This is a genomic window from Kosakonia sp. H7A (assembly GCF_003028445.1).
In the GTDB taxonomy this organism is placed as follows: domain Bacteria; phylum Pseudomonadota; class Gammaproteobacteria; order Enterobacterales; family Enterobacteriaceae; genus Kosakonia; species Kosakonia radicincitans.
The window spans coordinates 1-26,587 of record NZ_PYTZ01000003.1 but is presented as its reverse complement, the minus strand read 5'-3'; the positions used below and the strand labels follow the sequence as shown (position 1 = coordinate 26,587).

Annotated in this window: 25 protein-coding genes; 8 read left to right on the top strand and 17 right to left on the bottom strand. The window is 52.6% G+C overall.

Annotated features, from left to right (window positions below):
* Positions 1-306: 306 nt before the first annotated feature.
* The 13 genes from CWM66_RS13025 to asnC all read right to left on the bottom strand — a co-directional run bounded on the left by CWM66_RS13025 (position 307) and on the right by asnC (position 11,820).
* A complete protein-coding gene (locus tag CWM66_RS13025) occupies positions 307-726 on the bottom strand; it encodes a F0F1 ATP synthase subunit epsilon (RefSeq protein ID WP_035886837.1) in 420 nt (139 codons plus the stop codon).
* A 20-nt stretch (positions 727-746) separates the two neighbouring features.
* On the bottom strand, positions 747-2,129 hold the full coding sequence (atpD, locus tag CWM66_RS13020; RefSeq protein ID WP_007369373.1) for a F0F1 ATP synthase subunit beta: 1,383 nt from the start codon (positions 2,127-2,129) through the stop codon (positions 747-749).
* 26 nt (positions 2,130-2,155) lie between these two features.
* On the bottom strand, positions 2,156-3,019 hold the full coding sequence (gene atpG / locus CWM66_RS13015) for a F0F1 ATP synthase subunit gamma (RefSeq protein WP_007369372.1): 864 nt from the start codon (positions 3,017-3,019) through the stop codon (positions 2,156-2,158).
* 50 nt (positions 3,020-3,069) lie between these two features.
* On the bottom strand, positions 3,070-4,611 hold the full coding sequence (atpA, locus tag CWM66_RS13010; RefSeq protein ID WP_007369371.1) for a F0F1 ATP synthase subunit alpha: 1,542 nt from the start codon (positions 4,609-4,611) through the stop codon (positions 3,070-3,072).
* Between the two features lie 12 nt (positions 4,612-4,623).
* Positions 4,624-5,157 (bottom strand): F0F1 ATP synthase subunit delta, encoded by a 534-nt coding sequence (gene atpH, locus CWM66_RS13005; RefSeq protein ID WP_007369370.1) that lies wholly within the window; start codon positions 5,155-5,157, stop codon positions 4,624-4,626.
* A gap of 13 nt (positions 5,158-5,170) precedes the next feature.
* Positions 5,171-5,641 (bottom strand): F0F1 ATP synthase subunit B, encoded by a 471-nt coding sequence (gene atpF, locus CWM66_RS13000; protein WP_007369369.1) that lies wholly within the window; start codon positions 5,639-5,641, stop codon positions 5,171-5,173.
* Positions 5,642-5,699: 58 nt separating this feature from the next.
* A complete protein-coding gene (gene atpE / locus CWM66_RS12995; RefSeq protein ID WP_007369368.1) occupies positions 5,700-5,939 on the bottom strand; it encodes a F0F1 ATP synthase subunit C in 240 nt (79 codons plus the stop codon).
* 48 nt (positions 5,940-5,987) lie between these two features.
* Entirely contained in the window at positions 5,988-6,806 is an 819-nt protein-coding gene (gene atpB, locus CWM66_RS12990; RefSeq protein ID WP_007369367.1) for a F0F1 ATP synthase subunit A, read from the bottom strand.
* 8 nt (positions 6,807-6,814) lie between these two features.
* Entirely contained in the window at positions 6,815-7,195 is a 381-nt protein-coding gene (atpI, locus tag CWM66_RS12985; protein ID WP_035941962.1) for a F0F1 ATP synthase subunit I, read from the bottom strand.
* Between the two features lie 617 nt (positions 7,196-7,812).
* Complete coding sequence (rsmG, locus tag CWM66_RS12980) at positions 7,813-8,436, bottom strand: 16S rRNA (guanine(527)-N(7))-methyltransferase RsmG (protein ID WP_007369365.1); 624 nt, start codon at positions 8,434-8,436, stop codon at positions 7,813-7,815.
* A gap of 94 nt (positions 8,437-8,530) precedes the next feature.
* The gene (gene mnmG / locus CWM66_RS12975; protein WP_107146750.1) at positions 8,531-10,420 is read right to left on the bottom strand and encodes a tRNA uridine-5-carboxymethylaminomethyl(34) synthesis enzyme MnmG; all 1,890 of its coding nucleotides are present in this window, start codon (positions 10,418-10,420) and stop codon (positions 8,531-8,533) included.
* A gap of 372 nt (positions 10,421-10,792) precedes the next feature.
* The gene (gene mioC / locus CWM66_RS12965; RefSeq protein ID WP_007369363.1) at positions 10,793-11,242 is read right to left on the bottom strand and encodes an FMN-binding protein MioC; all 450 of its coding nucleotides are present in this window, start codon (positions 11,240-11,242) and stop codon (positions 10,793-10,795) included.
* Positions 11,243-11,361: 119 nt separating this feature from the next.
* Positions 11,362-11,820, bottom strand: coding sequence for a transcriptional regulator AsnC (gene asnC, locus CWM66_RS12960; protein ID WP_007369362.1), 459 nt, complete (start codon positions 11,818-11,820; stop codon positions 11,362-11,364).
* Positions 11,821-11,970: 150 nt separating this feature from the next.
* Here asnC and asnA point away from each other — a divergent pair, with 150 nt between their 5' ends.
* On the top strand, positions 11,971-12,963 hold the full coding sequence (gene asnA, locus CWM66_RS12955; RefSeq protein WP_072440502.1) for an aspartate--ammonia ligase: 993 nt from the start codon (positions 11,971-11,973) through the stop codon (positions 12,961-12,963).
* On the opposite strand, the gene viaA is transcribed toward asnA, so the two are convergent.
* Complete coding sequence (gene viaA / locus CWM66_RS12950) at positions 12,960-14,411, bottom strand: ATPase RavA stimulator ViaA (protein WP_007369360.1); 1,452 nt, start codon at positions 14,409-14,411, stop codon at positions 12,960-12,962. The two genes, asnA and viaA, sit on opposite strands and share 4 nt — an antisense overlap.
* The gene (ravA, locus tag CWM66_RS12945) at positions 14,405-15,901 is read right to left on the bottom strand and encodes an ATPase RavA (protein ID WP_007369359.1); all 1,497 of its coding nucleotides are present in this window, start codon (positions 15,899-15,901) and stop codon (positions 14,405-14,407) included. Before ravA ends, viaA begins: the two co-directional genes overlap by 7 nt.
* A gap of 222 nt (positions 15,902-16,123) precedes the next feature.
* On the opposite strand from ravA, the gene kup reads away from it, so the two are divergent.
* The 7 genes from kup (at position 16,124) to rbsR (ending at position 24,054) form a co-directional block, all read left to right on the top strand.
* Positions 16,124-17,992, top strand: coding sequence for a low affinity potassium transporter Kup (gene kup / locus CWM66_RS12940; protein WP_007369358.1), 1,869 nt, complete (start codon positions 16,124-16,126; stop codon positions 17,990-17,992).
* A gap of 203 nt (positions 17,993-18,195) precedes the next feature.
* Complete coding sequence (rbsD, locus tag CWM66_RS12935) at positions 18,196-18,615, top strand: D-ribose pyranase (RefSeq protein ID WP_007369357.1); 420 nt, start codon at positions 18,196-18,198, stop codon at positions 18,613-18,615.
* A gap of 7 nt (positions 18,616-18,622) precedes the next feature.
* Positions 18,623-20,128, top strand: coding sequence for a ribose ABC transporter ATP-binding protein RbsA (rbsA, locus tag CWM66_RS12930; RefSeq protein WP_007369356.1), 1,506 nt, complete (start codon positions 18,623-18,625; stop codon positions 20,126-20,128).
* A 5-nt stretch (positions 20,129-20,133) separates the two neighbouring features.
* Entirely contained in the window at positions 20,134-21,099 is a 966-nt protein-coding gene (gene rbsC / locus CWM66_RS12925) for a ribose ABC transporter permease (protein WP_007369355.1), read from the top strand.
* 26 nt (positions 21,100-21,125) lie between these two features.
* The gene (rbsB, locus tag CWM66_RS12920; RefSeq protein WP_007369354.1) at positions 21,126-22,016 is read left to right on the top strand and encodes a ribose ABC transporter substrate-binding protein RbsB; all 891 of its coding nucleotides are present in this window, start codon (positions 21,126-21,128) and stop codon (positions 22,014-22,016) included.
* 112 nt (positions 22,017-22,128) lie between these two features.
* Positions 22,129-23,058, top strand: coding sequence for a ribokinase (rbsK, locus tag CWM66_RS12915; RefSeq protein WP_107146847.1), 930 nt, complete (start codon positions 22,129-22,131; stop codon positions 23,056-23,058).
* 3 nt (positions 23,059-23,061) lie between these two features.
* Positions 23,062-24,054: a ribose operon transcriptional repressor RbsR gene (rbsR, locus tag CWM66_RS12910; RefSeq protein ID WP_007369352.1), complete on the top strand. Its 993-nt coding sequence runs from the start codon at positions 23,062-23,064 to the stop codon at positions 24,052-24,054.
* On the opposite strand, the gene mdtD is transcribed toward rbsR, so the two are convergent.
* Positions 24,046-25,449, bottom strand: a complete 1,404-nt coding sequence (mdtD, locus tag CWM66_RS12905; protein ID WP_107146749.1) for a multidrug transporter subunit MdtD — start codon at positions 25,447-25,449, stop codon at positions 24,046-24,048. The two genes, rbsR and mdtD, sit on opposite strands and share 9 nt — an antisense overlap.
* A gap of 11 nt (positions 25,450-25,460) precedes the next feature.
* Positions 25,461-26,150: a FadR/GntR family transcriptional regulator gene (locus tag CWM66_RS12900; RefSeq protein ID WP_007369350.1), complete on the bottom strand. Its 690-nt coding sequence runs from the start codon at positions 26,148-26,150 to the stop codon at positions 25,461-25,463.
* Positions 26,151-26,587 lie beyond the last annotated feature (437 nt).

Below are 26,587 nucleotides of genomic sequence, written 5' to 3'. Positions count from 1 at the left end.
GTAAGCACGGCGCCACTCAGCGTATCAGCACATTAATGGTTGAACGTACCGAAAGAGATGTTCATGTTGCTGAAAAGAGCGATGATTTTATTGATCAGTTTCATGATGGCGTCCTGATAAGTGAGAGTGTTTTTTTGTGATTTACATCACAAAAAGAAGTCTACCCCTCATTTTTTAACCGATCAACATTTTTGTGATTCACATCACAAAATAATAAAACGCATTTTCAGTTCTGATTTTTCTGAAACGCAGCCATAAAAAAAGCCAGCCTGGAAATCAGACTGGCCTTTTAGGTTCAAGCCGGTGTTACATCGCTTTTTTGGTCAACTCGATAACACGCAGTTTCGCGATAGCTTTCGCCAGTTCCGCAGACGCCTGAGCGTAATCCACGTCACCGTGAGAAGCTTTAATGTGCTCTTCTGCTTTGCGTTTCGATTCCAGGGCTCGCGCTTCGTCGAGATCCTGACCACGAATAGCAGTATCAGCCAGAACGGTCACTGTGCCAGGCTGCACTTCAAGAATGCCGCCGGACAGATAGATAAACTCTTCATGACCGTGCTGTTTCACGATGCGGATCATACCAGGCTTAATGGCGGTGAGCAGCGGCGCGTGACCCGGGTAAATCCCCAGTTCACCTTCGCTACCCGTTACCTGGATTTTTTCGACCAGACCAGAGAACATTTGTAACTCTGCGCTGACGACGTCCAGGTGGTAAGTCATTGCCATATCACCCTCCGATTAAGGCGTTAAAGTTTTTTGGCTTTTTCCACGACTTCGTCGATGGAACCGACCATGTAGAACGCCTGCTCCGGCAGGTGATCGTATTCGCCTTCCATGATGCCTTTAAAGCCACGGATGGTGTCTTTCAGGGAAACGTATTTACCCGGAGAACCGGTGAATACTTCCGCTACGAAGAACGGCTGGGACAGGAAGCGCTGGATCTTACGCGCGCGAGCTACCACCAGTTTGTCGTCTTCAGACAGTTCATCCATACCCAGGATGGCGATGATGTCTTTCAGTTCCTGATAACGTTGCAGCAGAGACTGAACGCCACGCGCAACATCATAGTGTTCCTGGCCAACAACCAGCGGATCCAGCTGACGGCTGGTGGAATCCAGCGGGTCAACGGCCGGGTAGATACCCAGAGACGCGATCTGACGGCTCAGTACCACGGTTGCGTCAAGGTGCGCAAAGGTGGTTGCCGGAGACGGGTCAGTCAAGTCATCCGCAGGTACGTATACCGCCTGAACAGAGGTGATGGAGCCGGTTTTGGTGGAGGTAATACGCTCCTGCAGCACGCCCATCTCTTCTGCCAGCGTCGGCTGGTAACCAACCGCTGAAGGCATACGGCCCAGCAGTGCGGATACTTCAGTACCGGCGAGGGTATAACGGTAAATGTTGTCGACGAACAGCAGAACGTCACGACCTTCGTCACGGAATTTCTCTGCCATGGTCAGACCGGTCAGCGCAACGCGCAGACGGTTTCCCGGCGGCTCGTTCATCTGGCCATACACCAGGGATACTTTGTCGATAACGTTGGAGTCGGTCATTTCGTGGTAGAAGTCGTTACCCTCACGAGTACGTTCACCCACGCCCGCAAACACAGAGTAACCGGAGTGCTCGATCGCGATGTTACGGATCAACTCCATCATGTTTACGGTTTTACCTACACCCGCACCACCGAACAGACCAACTTTACCGCCCTTAGCAAACGGACACATCAGGTCGATAACTTTGATACCGGTTTCCAGCAGTTCCTGAGAGTTTGACAACTCTTCATAGGTCGGTGCTGCGCGGTGGATAGCCCAACGCTCTTCCTCACCGATGTCGCCTTTCATGTCTACTGGTTCACCCAGTACGTTCATGATACGACCCAGTGTTGCTTTACCTACCGGGACTTCGATCGGGTGCTCGAGGTCTTTAACTTCCAGACCGCGACGCAGACCGTCGGAGGAACCCATTGCGATGGTACGTACGATACCGCCGCCGAGCTGCTGCTGAACTTCCAGCACCAGACGCTCATTACCATTTTGCACCTCAAGAGCATCGTACACACGCGGTACGGCATCCTGAGGGAATTCGACGTCAACCACGGCGCCGATTACCTGGACAATTTTTCCAGTAGCCATCTTGAATCCTCTACGAATTAACCTGGTTATACCGCGGATGCACCACCGACGATCTCGGTGAGTTCCTGAGTAATGCTGGCCTGACGAGCCTTGTTGTATACCAACTGCAGCTCTTTAATCAGGCTGCCACCATTATCGGTTGCGGCTTTCATCGCCACCATACGTGCGGCCTGCTCGCTGGCCAGGTTTTCCACAACACCCTGATAAACCTGAGACTCGACGTAACGACGCAGCAGGGTATCCAGCAGCGCTTTCGGGTCTGGTTCATACAGATAATCCCAGGCTTTATGCTTCAAGCCTTCATCCTCTGAAGCCGGCAGCGGCAGCAGTTGGGTGATGGTTGGCACCTGAGACATGGTGTTGATAAATTTGTTGCTGACAATATAAAGCTTGTCCAGACGGCCTTCGTCATAGGCCTGCAACATCACTTTTACCGGTCCAATCAGTTCGGACAGGGAAGGGTTATCCCCCATACCTGTCACCTGCGCGACAACGTTCGCACCGACGGAATTAAAGAACGCTACGCCCTTGGAGCCGATCATTGCGAGTTCGCTCTGAACGCCTTTATCGGACCATGCTTTCATATCCGCCAGCAGCTTTTTGAACAGGTTAATGTTCAAGCCGCCGCACAGACCACGGTCGGTCGACACCACCAGGTAGCCCACGCGTTTAACGTCGCGTTCTTCCAGGTAAGGGTGCTTATATTCCAGATTACCGTGAGCAAGGTGACCAATCACTTTGCGCATGGTATCTGCATAAGGACGGCTGGCCGCCATTCTGTCCTGCGATTTACGCATTTTGGAAGCGGCGACCATCTCCATCGCTTTAGTGATCTTTTGCGTGTTCTGGACGCTTGCGATCTTACTACGTATCTCTTTTGCGCCGGCCATGAGCTTCTCCTCAATGCCTTGCGGCCTGCCCTAAGGCAAGCCGCCAGACGTTACCAGGACTGGGTTGCTTTAAAGGAGTCGAGGATGCCTTTCAGCTTGCCTTCGATCTCGTCGTTATAGCCACCGGTCTGGTTGATCTCTTGCATCAGCGGAGCGTGGTCACGGTCAACGTAAGCCAGCAGAGCGGCTTCAAAGCTACCGATTTTCGCCAGTTCAACATCCGCCAGGTAACCGCGTTCAGCCGCGAACAGAACCAGAGCCTGCTGCGCGACAGACATCGGCGCATACTGTTTCTGTTTCAGCAACTCGGTCACTTTCTGACCGTGGTCGAGCTGTTTACGAGTTGCATCGTCAAGGTCGGAAGCAAACTGAGAGAACGCTGCCAGCTCACGATACTGTGCCAGAGCGGTACGAATACCACCGGACAGTTTTTTCATGATCTTGGTCTGCGCTGCACCACCTACACGGGATACGGAAATACCCGGGTTTACCGCAGGACGAATACCGGCGTTAAACAGGTTGGATTCCAGGAAGATCTGACCATCGGTAATAGAAATTACGTTAGTCGGAACGAACGCGGAAACGTCACCAGCTTGCGTTTCGATAATCGGCAACGCGGTCAGAGAACCGGTTTTACCTTTCACTTCACCTTTAGTGAAGCTTTCAACGTATTCCACGTTAACACGCGCAGCACGTTCCAGCAGACGGGAGTGGAGGTAGAATACGTCGCCCGGGAATGCTTCACGTCCAGGCGGACGACGGAGCAGCAGGGAGATCTGACGGTATGCGACTGCCTGTTTAGACAGGTCATCATAAATGATCAGCGCATCTTCGCCGCGATCGCGGAAATATTCGCCCATTGCGCAACCGGCATACGGAGCCAGGTATTGCAGTGCTGCGGATTCAGACGCGGTTGCCACAACAACGATGGTGTTAGACAGCGCGCCGTGCTCTTCCAGCTTACGCACCACGTTAGAGATGGTGGATGCTTTCTGGCCGATAGCAACGTAGATACATTTAATGCCGGAATCACGCTGGTTGATGATGGCATCGATTGCCAGCGCAGTTTTACCGGTCTGACGGTCGCCGATGATCAATTCACGCTGACCACGACCGATTGGGATCATGGCGTCAACGGATTTATAACCGGTCTGTACCGGCTGATCAACGGATTGACGATCGATAACGCCCGGTGCGATAGCTTCTACGGCAGCGAAGCCGTCATTATCAACCGGACCTTTACCGTCGATTGGCGCACCCAGGGTGTTCACCACGCGACCCAGCAGGCCACGGCCAACCGGAACTTCGAGAATACGGCCAGTACACTTAACCTTCATGCCTTCGGCGAGGTCAGCATACGGACCCATCACAACTGCACCCACGGAGTCGCGCTCCAGGTTCAGTGCGATAGCGTAACGGTTACCCGGCAGGGAGATCATTTCACCCTGCATACAATCGGCCAGGCCGTGGATACGGATAACACCGTCGCTTACAGAAACAATAGTACCTTCGTTGTGAGCTTCACTCACAACACTGAACTGAGCAATGCGCTGCTTGATCAGTTCGCTGATTTCGGTGGAATTCAGTTGCATGCTCCAGTCCCCTTAAGACTGCAAGACGTCTGCAAGGCGCTCAAGACGGCCGCGAACGCTGCCATCAATGACCATATCACCCGCACGGATGATTACGCCTGCCATTACAGACTTATCGATATTGCAATTCAGCTTCACTTTGCGTGACAGACGTTTTTCCATCGCGGCGCTGATTTTCGAAAGCTGTTCTTCACTCAGTGCAGTTGCAGAAGTCACATCGACTTCTGCAATAGCCTCGCTGGCTGCACGCAATTGAATAAACTGCTCAAGAACATCAGGAAGCACCTTGATACGACCGTTTTCAGCCATCACCCGAATCAGGTTCTGACCTTTGTCGTCAAGTTGCTCCCCACAGACTGCGATAAACGACTTAGCGAGCGTTTCCGGCGCTAAAGCACCAGAGAGAAGCTCGGCCATGTGTTCATTTTTCGTCACCTCGGCAGCGAACGCCAGCATATCCTGCCAGCGGTCAACGCTCTGGTTTTCGACGGCAAAGTCAAAAGCTGCTTTGGCGTAGGGGCGAGCTACCGTTACAAATTCAGACATCAGCCCCTCCTCCTTACAGTTCAGCGACCAGTTTATTCACGATGTCGCTGTTAGCAGCTTCATCCACGGAACGTTCGATGATCTTCTCGGCGCCGGCTACTGCCAGCAGAGCCACCTGTTTACGCAGCTCTTCGCGCGCACGTTTACGCTCGGCATCGATTTCAGCCTGCGCTTGCGCGACGATTTTGTTACGTTCCTGCTCGGCTTCTGCTTTCGCTTCATCCAGGATCTGAGCACGGCGTTTGTTCGCCTGTTCAATGATAACCTGAGCTTCAGCTTTCGCTTTTTTCAGCTGGTCGGTCGCATTGGCCTGTGCAAGATCCAAATCCTTTTTAGCTCGTTCTGCGGAAGCAAGACCGTCAGCAATTTCTTTCTGACGTTTTTCGATGGCAGCCATTAACGGCGGCCATACATACTTCATGCAGAACAGAACGAACAGGACAAACGCGATGGCCTGGCCGAGGATTGTTGCGTTTAGATTCACAGCACAATGCCTCTTATCTGGTTAACGTTCTAAACAATTGCTTGTAAAGCAACCCTTACTACGCGACAGCAAACATCACGTACAGACCCAGACCTACAGCGATCATCGGGATAGCATCCACCAGACCCATTACGATAAAGAACTGAGTACGCAGCAGAGGAATCAGATCCGGTTGACGCGCTGCGCCTTCCAGGAATTTACCCCCGAGGATGCCGATACCGATCGCAGCACCGATTGCCGCCAGACCCATCATCACAGCGGCAGCCAAGTACAGCAGATCCATATTCAGGTTTTCCATGACAGTCTCCAGTTTGTTTCAGTTAAAACGTAGTAGTGTTGTTAAAAATCAATGCTCTTCAGATGCCATCGACAGATAGACAATCGTCAGAACCATGAAGATAAAGGCTTGCAGCGTAATAATCAGGATGTGGAAAATGGCCCATGGCACATTCAGAATCCACTGTGACCACCACGGCAGAAGACCTGCGATCAGAATGAAAATCAACTCACCCGCGTACATGTTGCCGAACAGTCGCAGACCGAGAGAAACCGGTTTGGACAGCAGGCTCACGCCCTCAAGGATAAGGTTTACCGGAATAAATACCGGATGGTTGAACGGCTGGAGAGTCAGCTCTTTAGCGAAACCGCCAATACCCTTCATTTTGATGCTGTAGAACAGAATCAGGATAAATACGCCCAACGCCATAGACAGGGTGATGTTGACGTCAGCAGACGGCACCACGCGCAGCGCAGGCAGACCCAGTACATGTTCAGCGATGTACGGGAGCAGGTCGATAGGCAGCAAATCCATCAGGTTCATCAGGAATACCCAAACGAAAATCGTCAGGGCCAGTGGCGCGATAAGCTTGCTTTTGCCGTGGTACATGTCTTTAACGCTACCATGAACAAAACCAATCACCAGCTCAATCGCCGTCTGGAATTTCCCTGGGACACCGCTGGTGGCTTTTTTCGCTACGCTACGGAACATCACCAGGAACAACAGACCCAGTACCACCGAAAAAAACATGGAGTCGATATTCAGCGTCCAGAAGGTGGCCGGGGGGTTATGCGGATCCACCATCGAGAAGGTACGAAGATCAATCTGAAGGTTATTCAGATGGTGACCTATGTACTCCTGTGGTGTAGAGATTTCTCCTGCAGACATGATGCCTCTTACCCTTTGTTGTTAATTACAGCGGGTGCCAGTATCTGAACAACCAGCACCGAAACCCACGTGACTATCAGCGGCAAAAAAGCCACCTTAAAAACCCCCAGCGCCACCACCAGTAACAAGAATGTTACCAACACCTTGAGCGCTTCACCGAAGGCGAAGGTCCAGGCCACGCGGCCTTTAGCAGGTGTATGCGCCTGATGACGCCAGGCAAAAATCATAAAAAACATATTCGGCAGTAAGACTGCCATACCTCCGCACACGGCGGAAATGCCCCAGAAGGGGTCTTTGAGGCTAAACAGCAATCCACTTGCCATTACCGCCAGAAACTGAATAAGCAGAAGCTTGCGAGCAACGTTTCGACTATAAAGCGACACAGACATGACGTTTCTTAACTCCTGCTCCCTTTGAGGTATGCCGCGTGTCGTATAAAACGTTCTTTATGGTCCGGAGTCAAGCATCAAAAAGCGGTCAAATTATACGGTGCGGCCCCGTGATTTCAAACAATAAGTAGCAAAAAGGTGAATAAATGTTTAAATATTTTTCCCGAGCGCTATTTTTAAACTTTTGAGGAAACTGTGAACTGTCGGGCAAAAGTGCGAATAACACCAAAAACCCAACAACAAAGCGTGCACTCGGTCACAAATTAAACATTTATGCGTCTGCAGGGTTAATCACGCAAAGAAATTACCACTTTTCAACTTTATGATATTCAAGACGATTTATCACAACTCTTTTTAAAACACCTGCCTATACATCGAAAACCTTCCATTGACATTTATAATAATTATTTTACATCCGTATTTCATTCTACCTGCCGACTTTTAGCGGGCTGATATTTTCGCTGTTGACTATTATTTCCATGAATCAAATTCTGGACGTTAAATGTCAGAAAAATCCTGGTAACAAGACGGTGAAATGTAACTGAACGTATCGCCCTTTTTTCCTTCGTTTTTTAACATCTAAGCAACAGCACGAAAGATACATTTTTTGATAAAAATTAAACTTTATTTGGCTTAACGATCACCAGATGACGTTCGCCTTCCAGGTGCGGAACATTCAGTTTAACAATAGCTTCAACGGCTAACTCCGCAGGTAACAGCGCGATCTCATCTTCCGGCACCAGACCTTTAAGCGCGTAGAAACGCCCCTCTTCACCCGGCAAATGGTGACACCAGTTCACCATATCATTCAGCGAGGCAAAGGCGCGGCTAATCACACCGTCAAAGGGCGGTTCGCCCGGGAAATCTTCAACGCGGCTCTGAACCGGCTCAACGTTGCTCAATTTCAGCTCATGCTGCACCTGGCGTAAGAAACGAACGCGTTTCCCCAGGCTGTCGAGCAGTGTGAAATGGGATTCAGGACGGACGATTGAAAGCGGGATCCCCGGCAAACCAGGCCCTGTACCAACATCGATAAAACGTGTCCCTTGCAGGTACGGCGCAACGACAATGCTGTCGAGAATATGGCGGATGAGCATCTCGTTCGGATCGCGCACAGAGGTCAGGTTATAGGCCTTGTTCCATTTGTGCAGCAGTTCGACATAGGCCACCAGCTGTTTCTGCTGTTCAACCGACAACGAAATACCTGCTTCATCCAGCAGACGAGAGAGTTTATTGAGCACAGTGAATACCTGTTGAGATACTAAGCGGCGGGCAGCGCGATGCGGCCCGTCCTAAAAGTTCAATCGGCCCGGCAAGCACTGCCGGGCAATACTATTAAGCGCTGCGGCGCAGCATACCTTGTTTTTTCAGCCATACCAGCAAAATGGAAATAGCCGCTGGCGTGATGCCTGAGATACGGGATGCCTGACCGATCGAGGAAGGTTTGTGATCGTTAAGTTTGGCGATCACTTCGTTGGACAGGCCATTCACCTGACGGTAATCCAGCGATGCCGGCAACAAGGTGTTTTCATTGCGCTGTTGTTTTTCGATCTCATCCTGCTGGCGTGCAATGTAACCTTCGTATTTCACCTGGATTTCAACCTGTTCAGCCGCCTGCTGGTCATCAAGACCAGGAGCGAACGGTGTCAACTGTACCAGTTGTTCATAAGTCATTTCCGGGCGACGCAGCAGATCTTCACCGCTGGCTTCACGCGATAATGGCGCAGTCAGGTGCGCATTCACCGCCGGAGCATGTTCCGATGATGGTGAAACCCACTGCGATTTCAGACGCTGGCGTTCACGTTCAATCGTTTCCAGCTTCTCGTTAAAGCGCGCCCAGCGTTCATCGTCCACCAGACCCAGCTCTCGACCAGCTTCGGTCAGACGCAGGTCGGCGTTATCTTCACGCAGCATCAGACGATATTCCGCGCGGGAGGTGAACATGCGGTACGGTTCTTTGGTGCCGAGCGTGCAGAGATCGTCCACCAGCACACCGAGGTAAGCCTGGTCGCGACGCGGCGCCCAGCCCTCTTTTTCAGCAGAGAAGCGCCCGGCGTTCAGACCGGCCAGCAGCCCTTGCGCAGCAGCTTCTTCGTAACCAGTGGTACCGTTAATCTGGCCGGCAAAGAACAGGCCATGGATGTATTTGCTTTCCAGCGTCGGCTTCAAATCACGCGGGTCAAAGAAATCGTACTCAATGGCATAGCCAGGGCGTACGATCTTCGCGTTTTCCATCCCCTGCATGGAACGGACGATTTGCATCTGTACATCGAACGGCAAGCTGGTGGAGATACCGTTCGGATAAATTTCGTTGGAGGTCAGCCCTTCCGGTTCCAGGAAGATCTGATGCTGGTTGCGATCGGCAAAGCGCATCACTTTGTCTTCGATCGACGGGCAGTAACGCGGGCCGATCCCTTCGATCACGCCAGCGTACATCGGGCTACGATCGAGGTTATTGCGGATCACGTCATGGGTTTTTTCATTGGTGTGCGTGACATAGCACGGTACCTGACGCGGATGCTGCGCGGCGTTACCCATAAACGAGAATACCGGCATCGGGTTATCCCCGTGCTGCTGCGCCAGAACGCTGAAGTCGATGGTACGGGCGTCAATCCGCGGCGGCGTACCGGTTTTCAGGCGGCTAACACGCAACGGCAGTTCACGCAGGCGACGCGAGAGCGGAATAGACGGCGGATCGCCAGCGCGGCCACCGCTGTAGTTATCAAGGCCGATGTGGATTTTACCGTCAAGGAATGTCCCGACCGTCAGTACCACAGCTTTAGCGCGGAATTTCAGCCCCATCTGGGTAACTGCGCCAACAACGCGATCGTTTTTCACGATCAGATCTTCAACCGCCTGCTGGAAGATCATCAGGTTCGGCTGGTTTTCCAGAGCGGTGCGTACCGCCTGACGGTAAAGCACACGGTCTGCCTGCGCACGAGTGGCGCGCACCGCCGGACCTTTGCTTGCGTTTAGTATCCTAAACTGAATGCCCGCCTGATCGATCGCTTTCGCCATCAGCCCGCCGAGCGCATCCACTTCTTTTACCAGGTGTCCTTTCCCAATACCGCCGATCGCCGGGTTGCAGCTCATCTGCCCCAGCGTGTCGATATTGTGTGTCAAAAGCAGAGTCTGTTGACCCATACGTGCTGCAGCCATCGCGGCCTCAGTACCTGCATGACCCCCGCCAATGATAATGACGTCAAAAGGATCCGGATAAAACATGGTGGTATGCCTCGCCTAAGCGGTTAGAAATTGGATTGAAGCCCGGGCCGTGGATTCTACTCAACTTTAGCCCAGTGAGAAAGATCCGGATCCCGGGTATTAAAAAGAAGATCTTTTATATAGAGAGATCTGTTCTATTGTGATCTCTTATTAGGATCGCGATGTCTTGTGGATAACCCGGATCATCGCTGTAAGATCAATTTATTAGAGAGGATCATTAGCTGTGAATGATCGGTGATCCTGAATCGTATAAGCTGGGATCAGAATGCCTGTTTATACACAGGCTGAAAACTAAACAAGAGTTGTTCATGGGATAACTACCGGTTAATAAGGCCTTTTAAGCACAGTTATCCACAACTGATCGCGCGATCTTTAATCGTTCTTGAGTAAATTTTTCCAGGATCCCAGCCATTCTTCTGCTGGATCCTCCGGAATATCGTGTTCAAGAATGTTGATCTTCAGTGTTTCACCGATCTGTTTCGCGCCATTTGCCTTCAACGCGTCCTCAATCTTCTCGATTGCCTGGCAGAAGGTGTCATATTCGCGACTGCCGATGCCGATCGCGCCAAAGCGCACCTGCGCGAGATCCGGCTTCTGTTCCTGTAGATCGTCTAAAAACGGCTGCAGGTTCTCAGGCAGATCGCCGGCACCATGGGTGGAACTGATAACCAGCCAGATGCCCTGCGGAGAAAGATCCTCTAATAGCGGGCCGTGCAGCGTCTCGGTGCTATAACCGGCATCTTCCAGCTTTTCAGCCAGGTGTTCCGCCACATATTCCGCACCGCCGAGGGTGCTGCCGCTAATAAGAGTAATATCCGCCATGAAAACCCCGCTCCGTTTATTCGCCATCCGGCGACAAAGTGAGGCGTATTGTACGCTGTGAAAGGCCTGGGATCTACCTGTGGACAATATGGGTATTAAGGAAGGAGAAAAACGCCCTGTTAAGGGCGGATCGTACGCATGATAGGGTTTTGCAGGGAGATCAATGTTTCCGTGGACTGAATTTCATCAATTGTTTGGATCTTGTTGATAAGTACCTGCTGCAGGGCATCGATGGATCGACACATTACTTTTATAAAGATGCTGTAGTGGCCGGTGGTGTAATAGGCTTCGGTCACTTCTTCCAGACTTTCCAGTTTCGCCAGCGCTGAAGGGTAATCTTTTGCGCTCTTCAAAATGATGCCAATAAAGCAGCAGACATCGTAACCCAGTTGCTTAGGGCTGACATCGATACGCGCGCCGGTGATGATCCCGGCTTGCTTCATCTTTTCTACACGCACATGAATGGTACCGGGGCTGACGCCAAATTGTTTGGCCAGTTCGGCATAAGCGGTGCGCGCATTGGCCATTAAAGCGTCGAGGATGCCGCGGTCCAGATTATCGATCTGATAATTTTCCATAGGGTTTTCTTATGAAGGATAGGGATTCTTTCTATTTTACCCGCTTATTTTATTGATTTAAAACCGTACTGGCCTTTTTAATTATGGATTATTGAGTTGAGGCGGCATTTTGTTGCTTAATTATCAGCAACAGAAGACAGGAGTAACATAATGAAAACCTCTTACATCGCCAGACAACGCCAAATCGCCTTCGTGAAATCTTTTTTCTCCCGCCAACTGGAAGAGAAATTGGGTCTGATTGAAGTTCAGGCGCCGATTCTCAGCCGCGTCGGTGATGGCACGCAGGATAACCTGTCAGGATGTGAAAAAGCGGTGCAGGTTAATGTGAAAACGCTGCCGGATGCCCGTTTTGAGGTGGTGCATTCGCTGGCGAAATGGAAACGACAGACGCTGGGCCAGCATGATTTCAGCGCCGGGGAAGGCTTGTACACCCACATGAAAGCCCTGCGTCCGGATGAAGACCGCCTTTCGGCTATTCACTCCGTTTATGTTGATCAGTGGGACTGGGAGCGGGTGCTGGGCGATGGCGAGCGCCATGTTACAACGCTGAAATCCACTGTTGAAGCGATCTGGGCCGGGATCAAAGCGACTGAAGCCGCCGTCAGCGAAACCTTTGGGCTTGTACCGTTTCTGCCGGAACAGATCCATTTTGTGCACAGCGAAACGCTGCTCAGCCGCTTCCCGGAACTGGATGCTAAAGGGCGGGAAAAAGCGATTGCGAAAGAACTGGGCGCTGTGTTCCTGATGGGGATTGGCGGCAAACTCAGCGATGGCAAGCGCCACGATGTGCGCGCTCCGGATTATGATGACTGGAGCACGCCTGCTGAGGCCGGTTTTAGCGGCCTGAACGGCGATATTCTGGTGTGGAACCCGGTGCTGGAAGATGCGCTGGAACTCTCTTCGATGGGGATCCGCGTAGATGCGGAGGCATTGAAACGTCAGTTGCGGATCACCGGTGACGAAGATCGGTTGCAACTGGAGTGGCACCAGGCGCTTCTGCGCGGTGAGATGCCGCAAACCATCGGCGGCGGTATTGGTCAGTCGCGTCTGACGATGCTGCTGCTGCAACTGTCGCATATCGGCCAGGTACAGTGCGGTGTGTGGCCCGCAATGGTTCGCGGGCAGGTTTCCGGCCTGCTCTAACGCCGCCAGCGTCGCAGCAGACGGCTGCGCATCCCGGTATCAAAACGCCAGATGTGATCGAAAATACGCATGATGCCGGGCTTACCATGTACCGACATAGCCACCGCGTGGAAGCGGTGCTGGTGAACGTTCTGCAACTCTTTCACTTTGCTAATGATATCGTCCGGCAGGCGCTGGGCGATAAAATCCGAGATCACCACGGCGTCGGCATCAAACCATTCGCCGCCCTGCATCCGTTCAATGATCGCCCGAAAACAGCTTGCCAGATCGGTTCCGCCACGAAAGCGCTGGCTCAGAAAGCGGATCGCCTGCTCAAGCCCCTGCGCGCTGGTCAGTTCATAACGCACAACTTCGCTGGAAAACAGCATAATAAAGCAGCGCCGTTTGTCCGCCAGCGCCACGCGCATCAGCGCCAGGCAGAATGCTTTCGCGCACTGCTCATTAAACCCGCCCATTGAACCGGAAGTATCAACGCAGACGATAAACGGCCCGCGCGGTTGCTCATCAAAATCCTGATGGATCACCGGGCGTTCGGTAACTTTTTCCCGCCAGGCATCGCCGTGCAGACGGTAGGTGAGCAGCTGCTTTTCCACCAGCCGCCGGTAAAACTCATATTCCAGTTCTGTAATGCCGAGCGTTGCCAGCTCCGGCGGCAACAGGCGCAAAATATCATCGCTCTGATGCAAACCATCGACCTGTTCCGGTACGGTTGCCGGTTCACGCACCAGCATGCGGAACGTTTCCATCGGTGCATCTTTACGCGGCACTGATTTCGCCTCCCGCGAGCGGCCAAGCTGCTCCGCCAGTTGCTGAAGCTCCGGCTGCTCTTTCAGAAAATCGCCATATTTGATGATCAACTGGTAGTCGCCGCGTTTAAGCTGACCGGCGCTCATATCCCACAAGCGTCCGGCGGCGTTCTCATTTTCGACCAGTACCGGCTCCAGCTGCCCGCTCAGCGTCATGCGCTCCTGCACCTCACTCAACAACTGCTCGCGTTCCTCTTCCAGCAATTGCTGATTAAAGGTGGTGGTTTGCACGACAAGGCTCAGACGCCAGCGCTGCAAAAAGAGGGTATGCAAAGCGGGTGTGAACTGCGGGTTATCCGTTACCATTTGCCGTGCCTGGGCGGCAAAAGGCGAATGCAACTTTTCCAGTAATGCCAGGATCTGCGGTAACTGGACGATAAATTGCGATGTTGAGAGTAGCTGGCTTTGCTGGTAACTCAGCACTTCTTCCGCCAGTTCCGGCGGCACAGCGGTCTCTTTCAGATGCTTTTTTAGCGCTTCGCGCCAGCGGGGAATATCTTCCGTGATCGCATGTTTTAAGCGCGGGAATTTTTCAAAAAACAGCGCCAGTTGCGGAGAAGCCAGCAGCAGAACGATAAGCTCTTCTACCAGCGTCTCTTCGCTGATGGTAAGCATCACATTCAGTGTTTCCAGCGTTAGCATTGACGCGCCTGTTGGATCTGTGCGCGGACGTCCTGCAGACTGGCTTCAATGCGACCCAACCAGTCGCCAGAGACGAACAGGCATTTTTGCTGCTCGCTAAAACGGGTGTGCTGCTGGTGCCAGGTGTTATCCAGCGCTTCCAGTTGTTGGGCTATCTCTTCCGGGACGTTTTCGGTAGTGGCGCCAGGCAGCGCAAGACGCGATCCCTGCAAACTGACATCGCGGATCACCAGATGAAGCGAGGTATCAACTTCAAGATTTAAAGGTTGCGCAAAACCGATACCGTTAAGCTTGCCGCGGATTTCACCGCCTTTCGCCAGCCACTGCTCCAGCGCATTGCGCTCAATAGTGACGTGAATTACCTGTAAATCGTGCAATTTTAGCGGCTGCTGTAACAGTAGCGTTAACAGCGGTTCGTTCAGACCTTCGGGTAAATCATAGTGCGGACGGCGGCTGAACATACCGCCCTGGCGGCTGACTTTCAGCGCGGTTTTGTCGCTTTGTTGCTGCTGAAGCTGCATATGACGCTGATTGATACTGGTGAGCTGTGTCAGCATCGATTGTTGCTGCCATGCGTGCCCGGTCATCAAAATATCCAGTTGCTGCTGCAACAAACGCAGGCTTTCGGCATCGTGCCACAGACAATCTTTCAGCAGGATCAAATCAATGGGGGCAACCGCATCGCGCCCGCTGAAAAAGGCGCTGGACTGTAATAAGCGGATAGCTTTTTTCCAGCGGCGATCGGAAACATACGGCGCATTCGGTAAGGCATCGAGCTGCTGGCGTAGCGTATAGATCAGCTCAAATACCGGATCGGGCAGTTTGACCAGCCCAATATCCTGTTGCCAACGCTGATATTCCTCGTCGGTGATTTGCAGTTCGGCGGGTACCGGGTTTTCGTTTTCGTCCTGCTGGCTGACCAGCATGGAGCGGAAATTCCCCTTCTCCTGCACTTTATCGAGCCACAGGCGGATTAACATGCGATCATACAGCGCTTCGAGGCTGCTGTCGGCTTCCGGCAGTTCGTTCGAGGCGGCCACCAGCAAACGCATCGGGATCTTCTCTTCGCTCGCGCCGTTACGGAAGCGACGTTCGTTAATGGCGGTGAGCAGGGTGTTGAGGATCGCCGGGCCGGCTTTCCAGATCTCATCCAGAAACACGATTTCTGCTTCCGGAAGATAACCGTCAGTTAAGCGCTCATAGCGCCCTTCATCTTTTAACGCCTGAATGGAGAGCGGACCAAAAACCTCTTCCGGCGTGGAGAAGCGCGTCATCAGGTATTCAAAGGCGCGGGCATGTTTAAAGGCGAATTTCAGGCGACGTGCGATCAGGCTTTTCGCAATGCCTGGCGGGCCAAGAAGAAATACGCTCTCGCCGCTCAACGCAGCCAGCAGGCACAACCGGATAGCGTGGCTACGCTCAAAGAGTCCTTTTTCCAGCGCGCTGCTTAAGCGGGAAATTCTTTCTGCTAATAAATGTGAGTGAGCCATAATAGATTTGCGTCCTTTCGCCGTGTTATCCGGCTTGCAAAAGCGAGTATAGACGTTTCCGAAAGGGCTTGTAATAGACTGAAGAACGGCTTTATTTTCATTGCGCCAGATTAATGTGGCCGCATTTAGGGGTACGATTTTGCAAATAATCGTGCATACTGTGCGCTTTTTGTGGGCCAAGGGACTAAGCACACATTTGTCATTCAAACAAAAGATTAGTCTATGAGCACTGATAATAAACAATCGTTACCCGCTGTCACTCTCGCGGCAATTGGGGTTGTCTACGGTGATATCGGCACCAGCCCACTTTATACACTTCGTGAATGTTTGTCTGGTCAGTTTGGTTTCGGTGTTGAGCGCGATGCCGTCTTCGGCTTTTTGTCACTGATCTTCTGGCTACTGGTTTTTGTGGTCTCCATTAAGTATCTGACATTCGTCATGCGCGCGGATAACGCCGGTGAAGGCGGTATTCTGACGCTGATGTCGCTGGCCGGTCGCAACACTTCGGCCAGAATGACTTCGATGCTGGTGATCATGGGATTGATTGGCGGTAGCTTCTTCTATGGTGAGGTGGTTATTACTCCCGCGATCTCGGTGATGTCGGCGATAGAGGGGCTGGAGATTGTCGCGCCTTCGCTCGATAGCTGGATTGTGCCGCTGTCGATTATCGTTTTAACCCTGCTGTTTATGATTCAGAAGCACGGTACCGGATTGGTGGGGAAACTGTTTGCACCGATCATGCTGGCGTGGTTTTTGATTCTGGCCGTACTCGGCGCGCGCGGTATTATCGAAAACCCTGAAGTGTTGCAGGCGCTGAATCCGCTTTGGGCGGTGAATTTCTTCCTTGAGTACAAGACGGTCTCTTTTGTTGCGCTTGGCGCCGTGGTGCTGTCGATCACCGGTGTCGAGGCGCTGTATGCGGATATGGGACACTTCGGTAAGCTGCCGATCCGCGTGGCGTGGTTTATTGTGGTGCTGCCGTCGCTGGCGCTGAATTACTTTGGCCAGGGCGCATTATTGCTGAAAACGCCGGAAGCGATTAAGAACCCCTTCTTCCTGCTGGCACCGGAGTGGGCGTTGATCCCGATGTTGATTATCGCCACGCTGGCGACGGTCATTGCGTCGCAGGCGGTTATTTCAGGCGTCTTCTCCCTGACTCGCCAGGCCGTGCGTCTGGGTTATCTGGCGCCGATGCGTATTATTCATACCTCGGAGATGGAATCCGGGCAGATCTATATCCCTTTCATTAACTGGCTGCTCTATTTTGCGGTGGTGCTGGTGATTGTCAGCTTTGAGCACTCCAGCAATCTGGCGGCGGCTTACGGTATTGCCGTTACCGGGACGATGGTGCTGACCTCAATTCTTTCCACGACCGTGGCACGCAAAAACTGGCACTGGAATAAAGTGCTGGTGGGGCTGATTCTGATTTTATTCCTGAGTATTGATGTGCCGCTGTTCTCGGCGAACCTCGATAAAATCGTCTCCGGCGGCTGGTTGCCGTTAACGCTCGGCATGGTGATGTTCCTGGTGATGACTACCTGGAAAAGCGAACGGTTCCGCCTGCTGCGCCGTATGCACGAACACGGCAACTCTCTGGAGGCGATGATTGCGTCGCTGGAGAAATCGCCGCCGGTTCGTGTACCGGGTACGGCGGTGTACATGTCCCGCGCGCTGAATGTCATTCCGTTTGCCATGATGCATAACCTGAAGCACAACAAGGTGTTGCATGAACGCGTGATTCTGCTGACGCTGCGTACTGAAGATGCACCTTACGTCCACAATGTGCGTCGGGTGCAAATTGAACAGTTGTCGCCAACTTTCTGGCGCGTGGTGGCAAGTTACGGCTGGCGCGAAACGCCGAACGTTGAAGAGGTGTTCCACCGCTGTGGTCTGGAGGGGCTCAATTGCCGGATGATGGAAACCTCCTTCTTTATGTCGCATGAGTCGTTGATTCTCGGTAAACGACCATGGTATTTGCGGCTGCGCGGTAAGCTCTACCTGGTATTACAGCGCAACGCGCTGCGCGCGCCGGACCAGTTTGAAATCCCGCCAAACCGGGTTATCGAGCTGGGAACACAGGTCGAAATTTAGCGTTTATCAAACCCCTCCTTATGAGGGGTTTTTGTTATTTATGCCTGTTAATTTCATTTAAGATAATCAAGCTGTTTTTTCATCACATTCAGACGCGAAACGTTTCGATATCGATCACACTTCTGTAACTGAGACATAGTTATAAGATTATTCTTTGTACTACACTGCGTTCAGCGAAACGTTTCGCTAGTGGAGCATAAAAAATGAAAAAAGGTCGTGTATTGAACACTGACATTTCGTCAGTTATCTCTCGTCTTGGTCATACCGATACGCTGGTGGTATGTGATGCCGGGTTGCCGGTGCCGCGTAATACGCAACGAATCGATATGGCGCTAACGCAGGGCGTACCGTCCTTTATGCAGGTGCTGGATGTGGTGACAACCGAAATGCAAGTTGAATCCGCTATCCTGGCGCTGGAAATCAAAGAACATAATCCGCAGCTCCACGAAACGTTGCTTAAGTCTCTTGAGCAACTGCAACAACACCAGGGAAACACCATAGAAGTGCGGTACGTTACGCACGAGCAGTTTAAAAAACACACCGCGGACAGTCATGCGGTGATTCGCAGCGGGGAGTGTTCCCCGTTTGCGAATATCATTCTCTGTGCTGGCGTCACTTTCTGAGGCCATCATGGACGCGTTACTGCAACTCAAGGGGATCGATAAAGCATTCCCCGGCGTTAAAGCGCTTTCCGGCGCGGCGCTGAACGTCTATCCTGGCCGTGTGATGGCGCTGGTGGGCGAAAATGGTGCCGGTAAATCCACGATGATGAAAGTGCTTACGGGCATCTATACCCGTGACGCTGGTTCGCTGCTGTGGCTGGGAAAAGAGACCACCTTTAACGGCCCAAAATCATCGCAGGAAGCCGGTATCGGCATCATCCACCAGGAATTGAACCTGATCCCGCAGCTCACCATTGCTGAGAACATTTTTCTCGGACGTGAGTTCGTCAATCGTTTCGGTAAAATCGACTGGAAAAAGATGTTTGCTGAAGCCGACAAGCTGCTGGCCAAACTGAATCTGCGCTTTAAGAGCGATCGGCTTGTAGGCGAACTCTCCATTGGCGATCAGCAAATGGTCGAAATCGCCAAAGTGATGAGCTACGAATCACAGGTCATCATTATGGATGAACCCACCGATGCCCTGACGGACACCGAAACTGAATCGCTGTTCCGCGTGATCCGCGAGTTGAAATCGCAGGGGCGCGGCATTGTCTATATCTCCCATCGTCTGAAAGAGATCTTCGAGATTTGCGATGATGTGACGGTTTTCCGTGACGGGCAGTTTATCGCCGAGCGTGAAGTGGCGACGCTCACCGAAGATACGCTGATCGAAATGATGGTTGGCCGCAAGCTGGAAGACCAATACCCGCGTCTGGATCAAGCGCCGGGCGAAGTGCGCCTTACTGTCAATAATCTGTGTGGTCCCGGCGTGGAAAACGTCAGTTTCACCCTGCGCAAAGGCGAGATCCTTGGCGTCGCCGGGTTGATGGGCGCTGGCCGCACCGAACTGATGAAAGTGCTGTATGGCGCACTGCCGCGCACCAGCGGTTATGTGACACTCGACGGCCATGAAGTGATCACCCGCTCTCCGCAGGACGGGCTGGCGAACGGCATCGTCTATATTTCAGAAGACCGTAAGCGCGACGGCTTAGTGCTCGGCATGTCGGTGAAAGAGAATATGTCGCTGACGGCACTGCGTTACTTCAGCCGTGCGGGCGGTTCGCTGAAGCATAAAGATGAACAGCAGGCGGTGAATGATTTTATCCGTCTGTTCAATGTGAAAACGCCATCGATGGAACAGGCGATTGGTTTGCTCTCCGGCGGTAATCAGCAAAAAGTGGCGATTGCCCGTGGTCTGATGACGCGGCCAAAAGTGCTGATCCTCGACGAACCGACGCGCGGCGTCGATGTTGGGGCGAAAAAAGAGATTTATCAGCTTATTAACCAGTTCAAGGCAGACGGGCTGAGCATCATCCTGGTCTCCTCTGAAATGCCGGAAGTACTGGGAATGAGCGATCGCATTATGGTGATGCATGAAGGGCATCTCGGCGGTGAATTCACGCGCGAGCAGGCCACTCAGGAAGTGTTGATGGCTGCCGCTGTGGGCAAGCTTAATCGTGTGAATCAGGAGTAAAAAAGATGACTACCCAGGCTGTTTCTGGTCGCCGTTATTTCAGCAAAGCATGGCTAATGGAACAAAAATCGTTAATTGCTTTGCTGGTGTTGATTGCGATTGTTTCGACCATGAGTCCGAACTTTTTTACCGTCAATAACCTGCTGAATATCCTGCAACAAACCTCGGTAAACGCCATTATGGCGGTGGGGATGACGCTGGTTATCCTGACCTCGGGAATTGATCTGTCCGTCGGTTCCCTGCTGGCGCTCACCGGCGCGGTTGCGGCATCGATGATTGGCGTGGAAGTGAATGCGCTGGTGGCCGTTGCTGGCGCGCTGGCGCTGGGGGCGGCTATCGGCGCCGTTACCGGGGCGATTGTCGCGAAAGGCCGCGTGCAGGCGTTTATCGCTACGTTGGTAATGATGTTGCTGCTGCGCGGCGTAACGCTGGTTTATACCAATGGCAGCCCAATCAATACCGGATTTACCGCTAACGCAGATATTTTTGGCTGGTTTGGTATTGGCCGTCCGCTCGGGATCCCGACGCCAGTGTGGCTGATGGCTGTGGTCTTTATCGCCGCCTGGTATTTATTGCATCAAACTCGCCTGGGTCGCTATATCTATGCTTTGGGCGGTAACGAAGCGGCGACGCGCTTGTCCGGCATCTCCGTCGATAAAGTGAAAATTATCGTCTACTCGCTGTGCGGCCTGCTGGCTTCACTGGCGGGCATTATTGAAGTGGCGCGTCTCTCTTCTGCACAGCCTACTGCTGGGGCCGGTTATGAACTGGATGCTATTGCTGCGGTGGTATTGGGCGGAACCAGTCTGGCTGGCGGTAAAGGTCGCATTGTTGGGACGTTGATCGGCGCATTGATTCTGGGCTTCCTCAATAATGGATTGAATTTGTTGAGCGTTTCCTCCTATTACCAGATGATCGTTAAAGCAGTGGTGATTCTGCTCGCGGTGCTGGTAGACAACAAAAAGCAGTAATTACCTACACAACAGGACTCGTGAATATGAACATGAAAAAACTGGCCACTCTGGTTTCTGCTGTTGCACTGAGCGCCACCATTAGCGCAAACGCGATGGCGAAAGACTCTATTGCTCTGGTGATTTCCACGCTGAACAACCCGTTCTTCGTCTCCCTGAAGGATGGAGCACAGAAAGAGGCGGATAAACTGGGGTATGACCTGGTTGTCCTGGATTCGCAGAACAACCCGGCCAAAGAGCTGGCCAACGTGCAGGATCTGACCGTTCGCGGTACCAAACTGCTGCTGATTAACCCGACAGACTCCGATGCTGTTGGTAACGCGATCAAAATGGCTAACCAGGCAAAAATCCCGGTAATTACCCTCGACCGCGTAGCAAGCAGCGGTGAAGTGGTAAGCCACATTGCGTCTGACAACGTGCTCGGCGGCAAAATTGCTGGCGACTACATCGCTAAAAAAGCGGGTGAAGGTGCGAAAGTTATCGAACTGGCGGGTATTGCCGGGACTTCCGCTGCACGTGAACGTGGCGAAGGTTTCCAGCAGGCCGTTGCTGCTCATAAATTTAACGTGCTGGCCAGCCAGCCGGCAGACTTTGATCGTACTAAAGGCCTGAACGTTATGCAGAACCTGCTGACGGCTCACCCGGATGTTCAGGCGGTCTTTGCCCAGAATGATGAAATGGCGCTGGGCGCGCTGCGTGCACTGCAAACTGCCGGTAAAACCGACGTGATGGTGGTGGGTTTTGACGGTACGCCAGACGGTATTAAAGCAGTAAATGACGGTAAACTGGCAGCAACGATTGCTCAGTTGCCGGAGCAAATTGGCGCGAAAGGTGTTGATACCGCAGACAAAGTGCTGAAAGGCGAAAAAGTCTACGCGAAAAACCCGGTTGACCTGAAACTGGTCATCAAGCAGTAATAAGCAGTTCAGTCGGTAGGCTTGAACCTGCCGCCTGGGGACAACGTAAAAATAAAGAAAAGCATGGCACGCGCCACCGGGAACGGTGGCGCACTTTATGGACAAGCTCATCATGAAAACCGCAGGCAAACTCGTCGTCCTTGGTAGTATCAATGCCGATCACATTCTTAACCTTGAATCTTTCCCGACGCCGGGCGAAACCGTCACTGGCAGCCAGTATCAGGTGGCTTTCGGTGGTAAAGGCGCAAACCAGGCGGTTGCCGCCGGGCGTAGCGGCGCTGATATCGCTTTTATTGCCTGCACGGGCGATGACGACACGGGCGTTCGTGTTCGTAAGCAGCTGGAAAGCGATCATATTGATGTCGCGCCAGTAAGCGTTGTTGCGGGGGAATCCACCGGTGTGGCGCTGATTTTTGTTAATGGCGAAGGTGAGAATGTCATCGGTATTCATGCGGGAGCGAATGCGGCGCTCTCGATTGAACGCGTAGAAGCGCAGCACGCGCTAATTGCGAACGCATCGGCATTGCTGATGCAACTGGAGTCGCCGGTAGAAAGCGTGCTGGCTGCCGCGCGCATCGCGCAGGAGAACCACACAACCGTTGCGCTTAACCCGGCTCCGGCGCGGGAACTTTCCGATGAACTGCTGGCGCTGGTGGACATCATCACACCAAATGAAACCGAAGCGGAAAAACTGACTGGTATTCGCGTTGACAGTGATGAAGACGCCGCGCGTGCCGCGCAGGCGTTGCATGCCAAAGGGATCAAGACGGTAATTATTACCCTTGGCAGCCGTGGCGTATGGGCAAGTGTTAATGGCGAAGGTAAACGCGTTCCCGGCTTTAAAGTCAAAGCCATTGATACCATTGCCGCTGGCGATACCTTTAACGGCGCGCTGTTGACGGCATTGCTGGAAGAGAAAACGCTGGATGAAGCGATCCGTTTTGCTCATGCGGCAGCGGCGATTGCTGTCACGCGTAAAGGCGCGCAACCTTCTGTTCCGTGGCGCAAAGAGATTGATGATTTTCTCTCTCAGCAGGGGTGAAACTTGGCCACCATGAAGGATGTTGCCCGCGTGGCGGGCGTTTCCACCTCAACGGTATCCCACGTTATTAACAAAGATCGCTTTGTCAGTGATGCTGTTCGGGAGAAGGTGGAAGCAGCGATCAAAACGCTGAACTATGCCCCTTCTGCGCTGGCGCGGAGCCTGAAAATCAATCAGACCCGCACCATCGGCATGCTGATAACCGCCAGTACTAACCCCTTTTATTCCGAGCTGGTGCGCGGCGTGGAGCGTAGCTGTTTTGAGCGCGGTTACAGCCTGGTGTTGTGCAATACCGAAGGCGATGAACAGCGGATGAACAGTAATCTGGAAACGCTGATGCAGAAGCGCGTCGACGGGTTGCTGCTGCTGTGCACCGAGACCCATCAACCTTCGCAAGAGATCATGCAGCGCTATCCTTCCATACCGACCGTGATGATGGACTGGGCGCCGTTTAACGGTGATAGCGATCTGATTCAGGATAACTCTTTGCTGGGTGGCGATATGGCAACGCAGTACCTGATCAATAAAGGATTCACGCGTATAGCCTGTATCACCGGGCCACTGGATAAAACGCCTGCGCGTTTGCGTCTGGAGGGGTATCGCGAAGCGATGACGCGCGCCGGGTTAACCATCCGTGAAGGCGATGAAATCGAGAGCGACTTTGAATTCGGCGGCGGTTTTGATGCCATGCAGGCATTACTGGCGATGAACGAACGCCCGCAGGCGGTTTTTATCGGCAACGATGCGATGGCTGTTGGCGCATACCAGGCTTTGTATCAGGCCGGGTTGAAGATCCCGCAAGATATGGCGATTGTCGGTTACGACGATATTGAACTGGCGCGCTATATGACTCCACCGCTCACCACTATCCATCAACCAAAAGATGAACTGGGTGAGCTGGCAATTGACGTGCTTATCCACCGTATTGCTGAACCGGGTTTGCAGCAACAGCGGTTGCAGCTCACGCCGATTCTGATAGAGCGTGGTTCAGCCTGATTTTTTGTGGCGCTCTTTGATCAGGTTGCGGCCATCTTTCGCTTTCAGCAGCATAAAGACCAGCGCGGAGAGCAGCGTGATAGCGCCCATGGTAATAAAGGTGTAGTGGAACTGCTCCACGGTATTAATGCTATCGAACCCTTCATAGAAACGCAGCACCGCAGCGCTGACCGCGACCCCCAGACTTATCGATAACTGTTGCGTGACTGCCAGGACGCTGTTGCCGCTGCTGGCATTTTCATCGGTTAAGTCCGCCAGAGTAATGGTATTCATCGAGGTAAACTGGGTGGACATTGCCATCCCCAGGATGAACAGCGGCAGCACCAGCATCCATACTGCCATCGCCGGCGTTTGCAGCGCGAACTGGGCAATCATCAAACCAATAAACAGCGTAATACCAACCAGCGTCTTGCGATAACCGAACCAGCGCAATATCTGTGTGACCGTGGATTTTGCCAGAATAGAGCCCAGCGCGGTTGGCGCCATCATGCAACCAGCAATCAGCGCGGGATACCCAAAACCGACCTGCAACATCAGCGGCATCAAAAACGGTACGCAACCCGTCCCCAGGCGGGAAGCAATGTTCCCGGCGATGCCGACGGAAAAGGTGCGGGTGTTAAACAGATTGAGTGATATCAGTGGAGCAGGGTGGCGACGCGCATGGCGAACGTAAGCCCAAAGCAAACCGAGACCGCTGAGGATAATCGCGAAAGCAATCCAGCTGGCGACCAGCTTCTCTCCAAATAACTCCATGCCGCTGGAAAACAGTACAAGGCTCAAACCAAAAAGGAAAAAGCCCCCCATATCGAAACTTCGCCGTGGCGTGGTGAAGTTCGGCATATATTTCCGCGCATAAAACAGGCCAGCTATACCAATCGGAATATTAATCAAGAAGATCCAGTGCCAGCTTGCCCAGGTGACCAGCACGCCGCCCAATACCGGGCCAAGAATCGGCCCGACAAGCCCGGGCATGGTGACAAAGTTCAGGACCGGCAGCAGTTCACTGCGCGGATACGCGCGTAGTAATGCCAGACGGGCCACCGGCATCATCATCGCACCGCCAATCCCCTGAATGACACGAAACACAACCAGCATTGACAGTGAGTTGGAGAGCGCGCACGCCAGTGAGCCGAGGGTAAACAGGCTTACCGCCAGCATAAATACCCGACGAGTGCCAAAACGGTCTGCCACCCAACCGCTCATCGGGATCAGCATGGCCACGGTCAGCGTGTAACTAATGATGGTGGATTGCATCGCCAGCGGGGAGCGGCCAAGGCTCTGTGCTATTGCGGGTAGGGCGGTGTTAAGAATGGTGGCATCCAGTGCCTGCATAAAAAAAGCCATTGCTGCGATCCATGGCAGGCCGGCCATACTGCGCGCTTTCTTCTCTGTCATACCAATTCCCGTTAATTAGGCGTATTCAGTAATAACTGGCTCGCCCGGAATGCGCTTTCGCCGTCGCTTTCCTGAATGGCGTCCACTATCGCCTGGTGAAGGTCGAGTTTGATCACTTCGTTTTGAGTTATAGAGGTAAAGTAGGTGTGGTAAATCGAGTGAAAGAGTGAAGAGAAAGAAATAAGGAAGGGGTTATCACTCATCGCGTAAATGTGTTCGTGCCAGGCCGTATCCACTTCAATCCAGCGTTCGCGGTTAAAGTCCTTTTTCAGGCTAACCATCTCTTCCATTAGGGTATTGAGATACGCTTTTTGTTCTGCGCTGGCGAGTGTTGCTGCGAGCAGGCAAGCCTGAGGTTCAAGGCTGCTGCGCATAATAAGGAAGTGCTGAATGATTTCCTTGAAGTTATCCTCGTGCATCCACCAGAACAATAATTCTTTATCAAGGAAGTTCCAGTTGTCGCGGGGCATTACCCGGGTGCCAATACGCGGGCGAGGCAAGACCATCCCTTTTGCGGTTAATGTCTTTACCGCTTCCCTGACTGCGGTGCGGCTGACGCCAAACTTCTCACCCAGTTCCATCTCACCCGGTAAAATCGAGCCCGGAGCATATTCACCTTTCAGGATCTGTTGCGCCAGTTTCTCTGCTAACACCCAGGAGATGTTTTTCTGCGCGGCAAGCTGCTGTGCGTTTAAAGGCATTTCTCACTTCCTTTTTTCTTTGTATCACTCGCTAGTATGCCATTCGATATCTGTCAGTGGTGGCAAAAACAGCAAAATCAGTTATTCATGCCTCTTTTTGCCGCGTTTTGTTGAAAAAAGACACGGTTGAAAACTTTTTTTAAATTAGGGGTTGTCAGCCAGAATTATCTCCCTATAATGCGCCTCCACTGACACGGCACAACGGCATACACACCGGCCTGTCAGGTGAAGAAATCTGAAAATAATCAGTTGACTTCACAGCGGGAAAGCGTAATATGCACACCCCGCGCCGCAGCGAAAACACAGCGGCACTGCTCTTTAACAATTTATCAGACAATCTGTGTGGGCACTCAGGTGACTGGATTCTTGATGTCTTCGGACAAAAAATGAATACCAAGTCTCACGGGTGAACACGTAATTCATTACGAAGTTTAATT

Coding starts and splice junctions, on each gene's coding strand:
- CWM66_RS13025 (WP_035886837.1), bottom strand. CDS start 726: ATGGCAATGACTTACCACCTGGACGTCGTCAGCGCAGAGTTACAAATG.
- atpD (WP_007369373.1), bottom strand. CDS start 2,129: ATGGCTACTGGAAAAATTGTCCAGGTAATCGGCGCCGTGGTTGACGTC.
- atpG (WP_007369372.1), bottom strand. CDS start 3,019: ATGGCCGGCGCAAAAGAGATACGTAGTAAGATCGCAAGCGTCCAGAAC.
- atpA (WP_007369371.1), bottom strand. CDS start 4,611: ATGCAACTGAATTCCACCGAAATCAGCGAACTGATCAAGCAGCGCATT.
- atpH (WP_007369370.1), bottom strand. CDS start 5,157: ATGTCTGAATTTGTAACGGTAGCTCGCCCCTACGCCAAAGCAGCTTTT.
- atpE (WP_007369368.1), bottom strand. CDS start 5,939: ATGGAAAACCTGAATATGGATCTGCTGTACTTGGCTGCCGCTGTGATG.
- atpB (WP_007369367.1), bottom strand. CDS start 6,806: ATGTCTGCAGGAGAAATCTCTACACCACAGGAGTACATAGGTCACCAT.
- atpI (WP_035941962.1), bottom strand. CDS start 7,195: ATGTCTGTGTCGCTTTATAGTCGAAACGTTGCTCGCAAGCTTCTGCTT.
- mnmG (WP_107146750.1), bottom strand. CDS start 10,420: ATGTTTTATCCGGATCCTTTTGACGTCATTATCATTGGCGGGGGTCAT.
- mioC (WP_007369363.1), bottom strand. CDS start 11,242: ATGGCGGATATTACTCTTATTAGCGGCAGCACCCTCGGCGGTGCGGAA.
- asnC (WP_007369362.1), bottom strand. CDS start 11,820: ATGGAAAATTATCAGATCGATAATCTGGACCGCGGCATCCTCGACGCT.
- asnA (WP_072440502.1), top strand. CDS start 11,971: ATGAAAACCTCTTACATCGCCAGACAACGCCAAATCGCCTTCGTGAAA.
- viaA (WP_007369360.1), bottom strand. CDS start 14,411: ATGCTAACGCTGGAAACACTGAATGTGATGCTTACCATCAGCGAAGAG.
- ravA (WP_007369359.1), bottom strand. CDS start 15,901: ATGGCTCACTCACATTTATTAGCAGAAAGAATTTCCCGCTTAAGCAGC.
- kup (WP_007369358.1), top strand. CDS start 16,124: ATGAGCACTGATAATAAACAATCGTTACCCGCTGTCACTCTCGCGGCA.
- rbsD (WP_007369357.1), top strand. CDS start 18,196: ATGAAAAAAGGTCGTGTATTGAACACTGACATTTCGTCAGTTATCTCT.
- rbsA (WP_007369356.1), top strand. CDS start 18,623: ATGGACGCGTTACTGCAACTCAAGGGGATCGATAAAGCATTCCCCGGC.
- rbsC (WP_007369355.1), top strand. CDS start 20,134: ATGACTACCCAGGCTGTTTCTGGTCGCCGTTATTTCAGCAAAGCATGG.
- rbsB (WP_007369354.1), top strand. CDS start 21,126: ATGAACATGAAAAAACTGGCCACTCTGGTTTCTGCTGTTGCACTGAGC.
- rbsK (WP_107146847.1), top strand. CDS start 22,129: ATGAAAACCGCAGGCAAACTCGTCGTCCTTGGTAGTATCAATGCCGAT.
- mdtD (WP_107146749.1), bottom strand. CDS start 25,449: ATGACAGAGAAGAAAGCGCGCAGTATGGCCGGCCTGCCATGGATCGCA.
- CWM66_RS12900 (WP_007369350.1), bottom strand. CDS start 26,150: ATGCCTTTAAACGCACAGCAGCTTGCCGCGCAGAAAAACATCTCCTGG.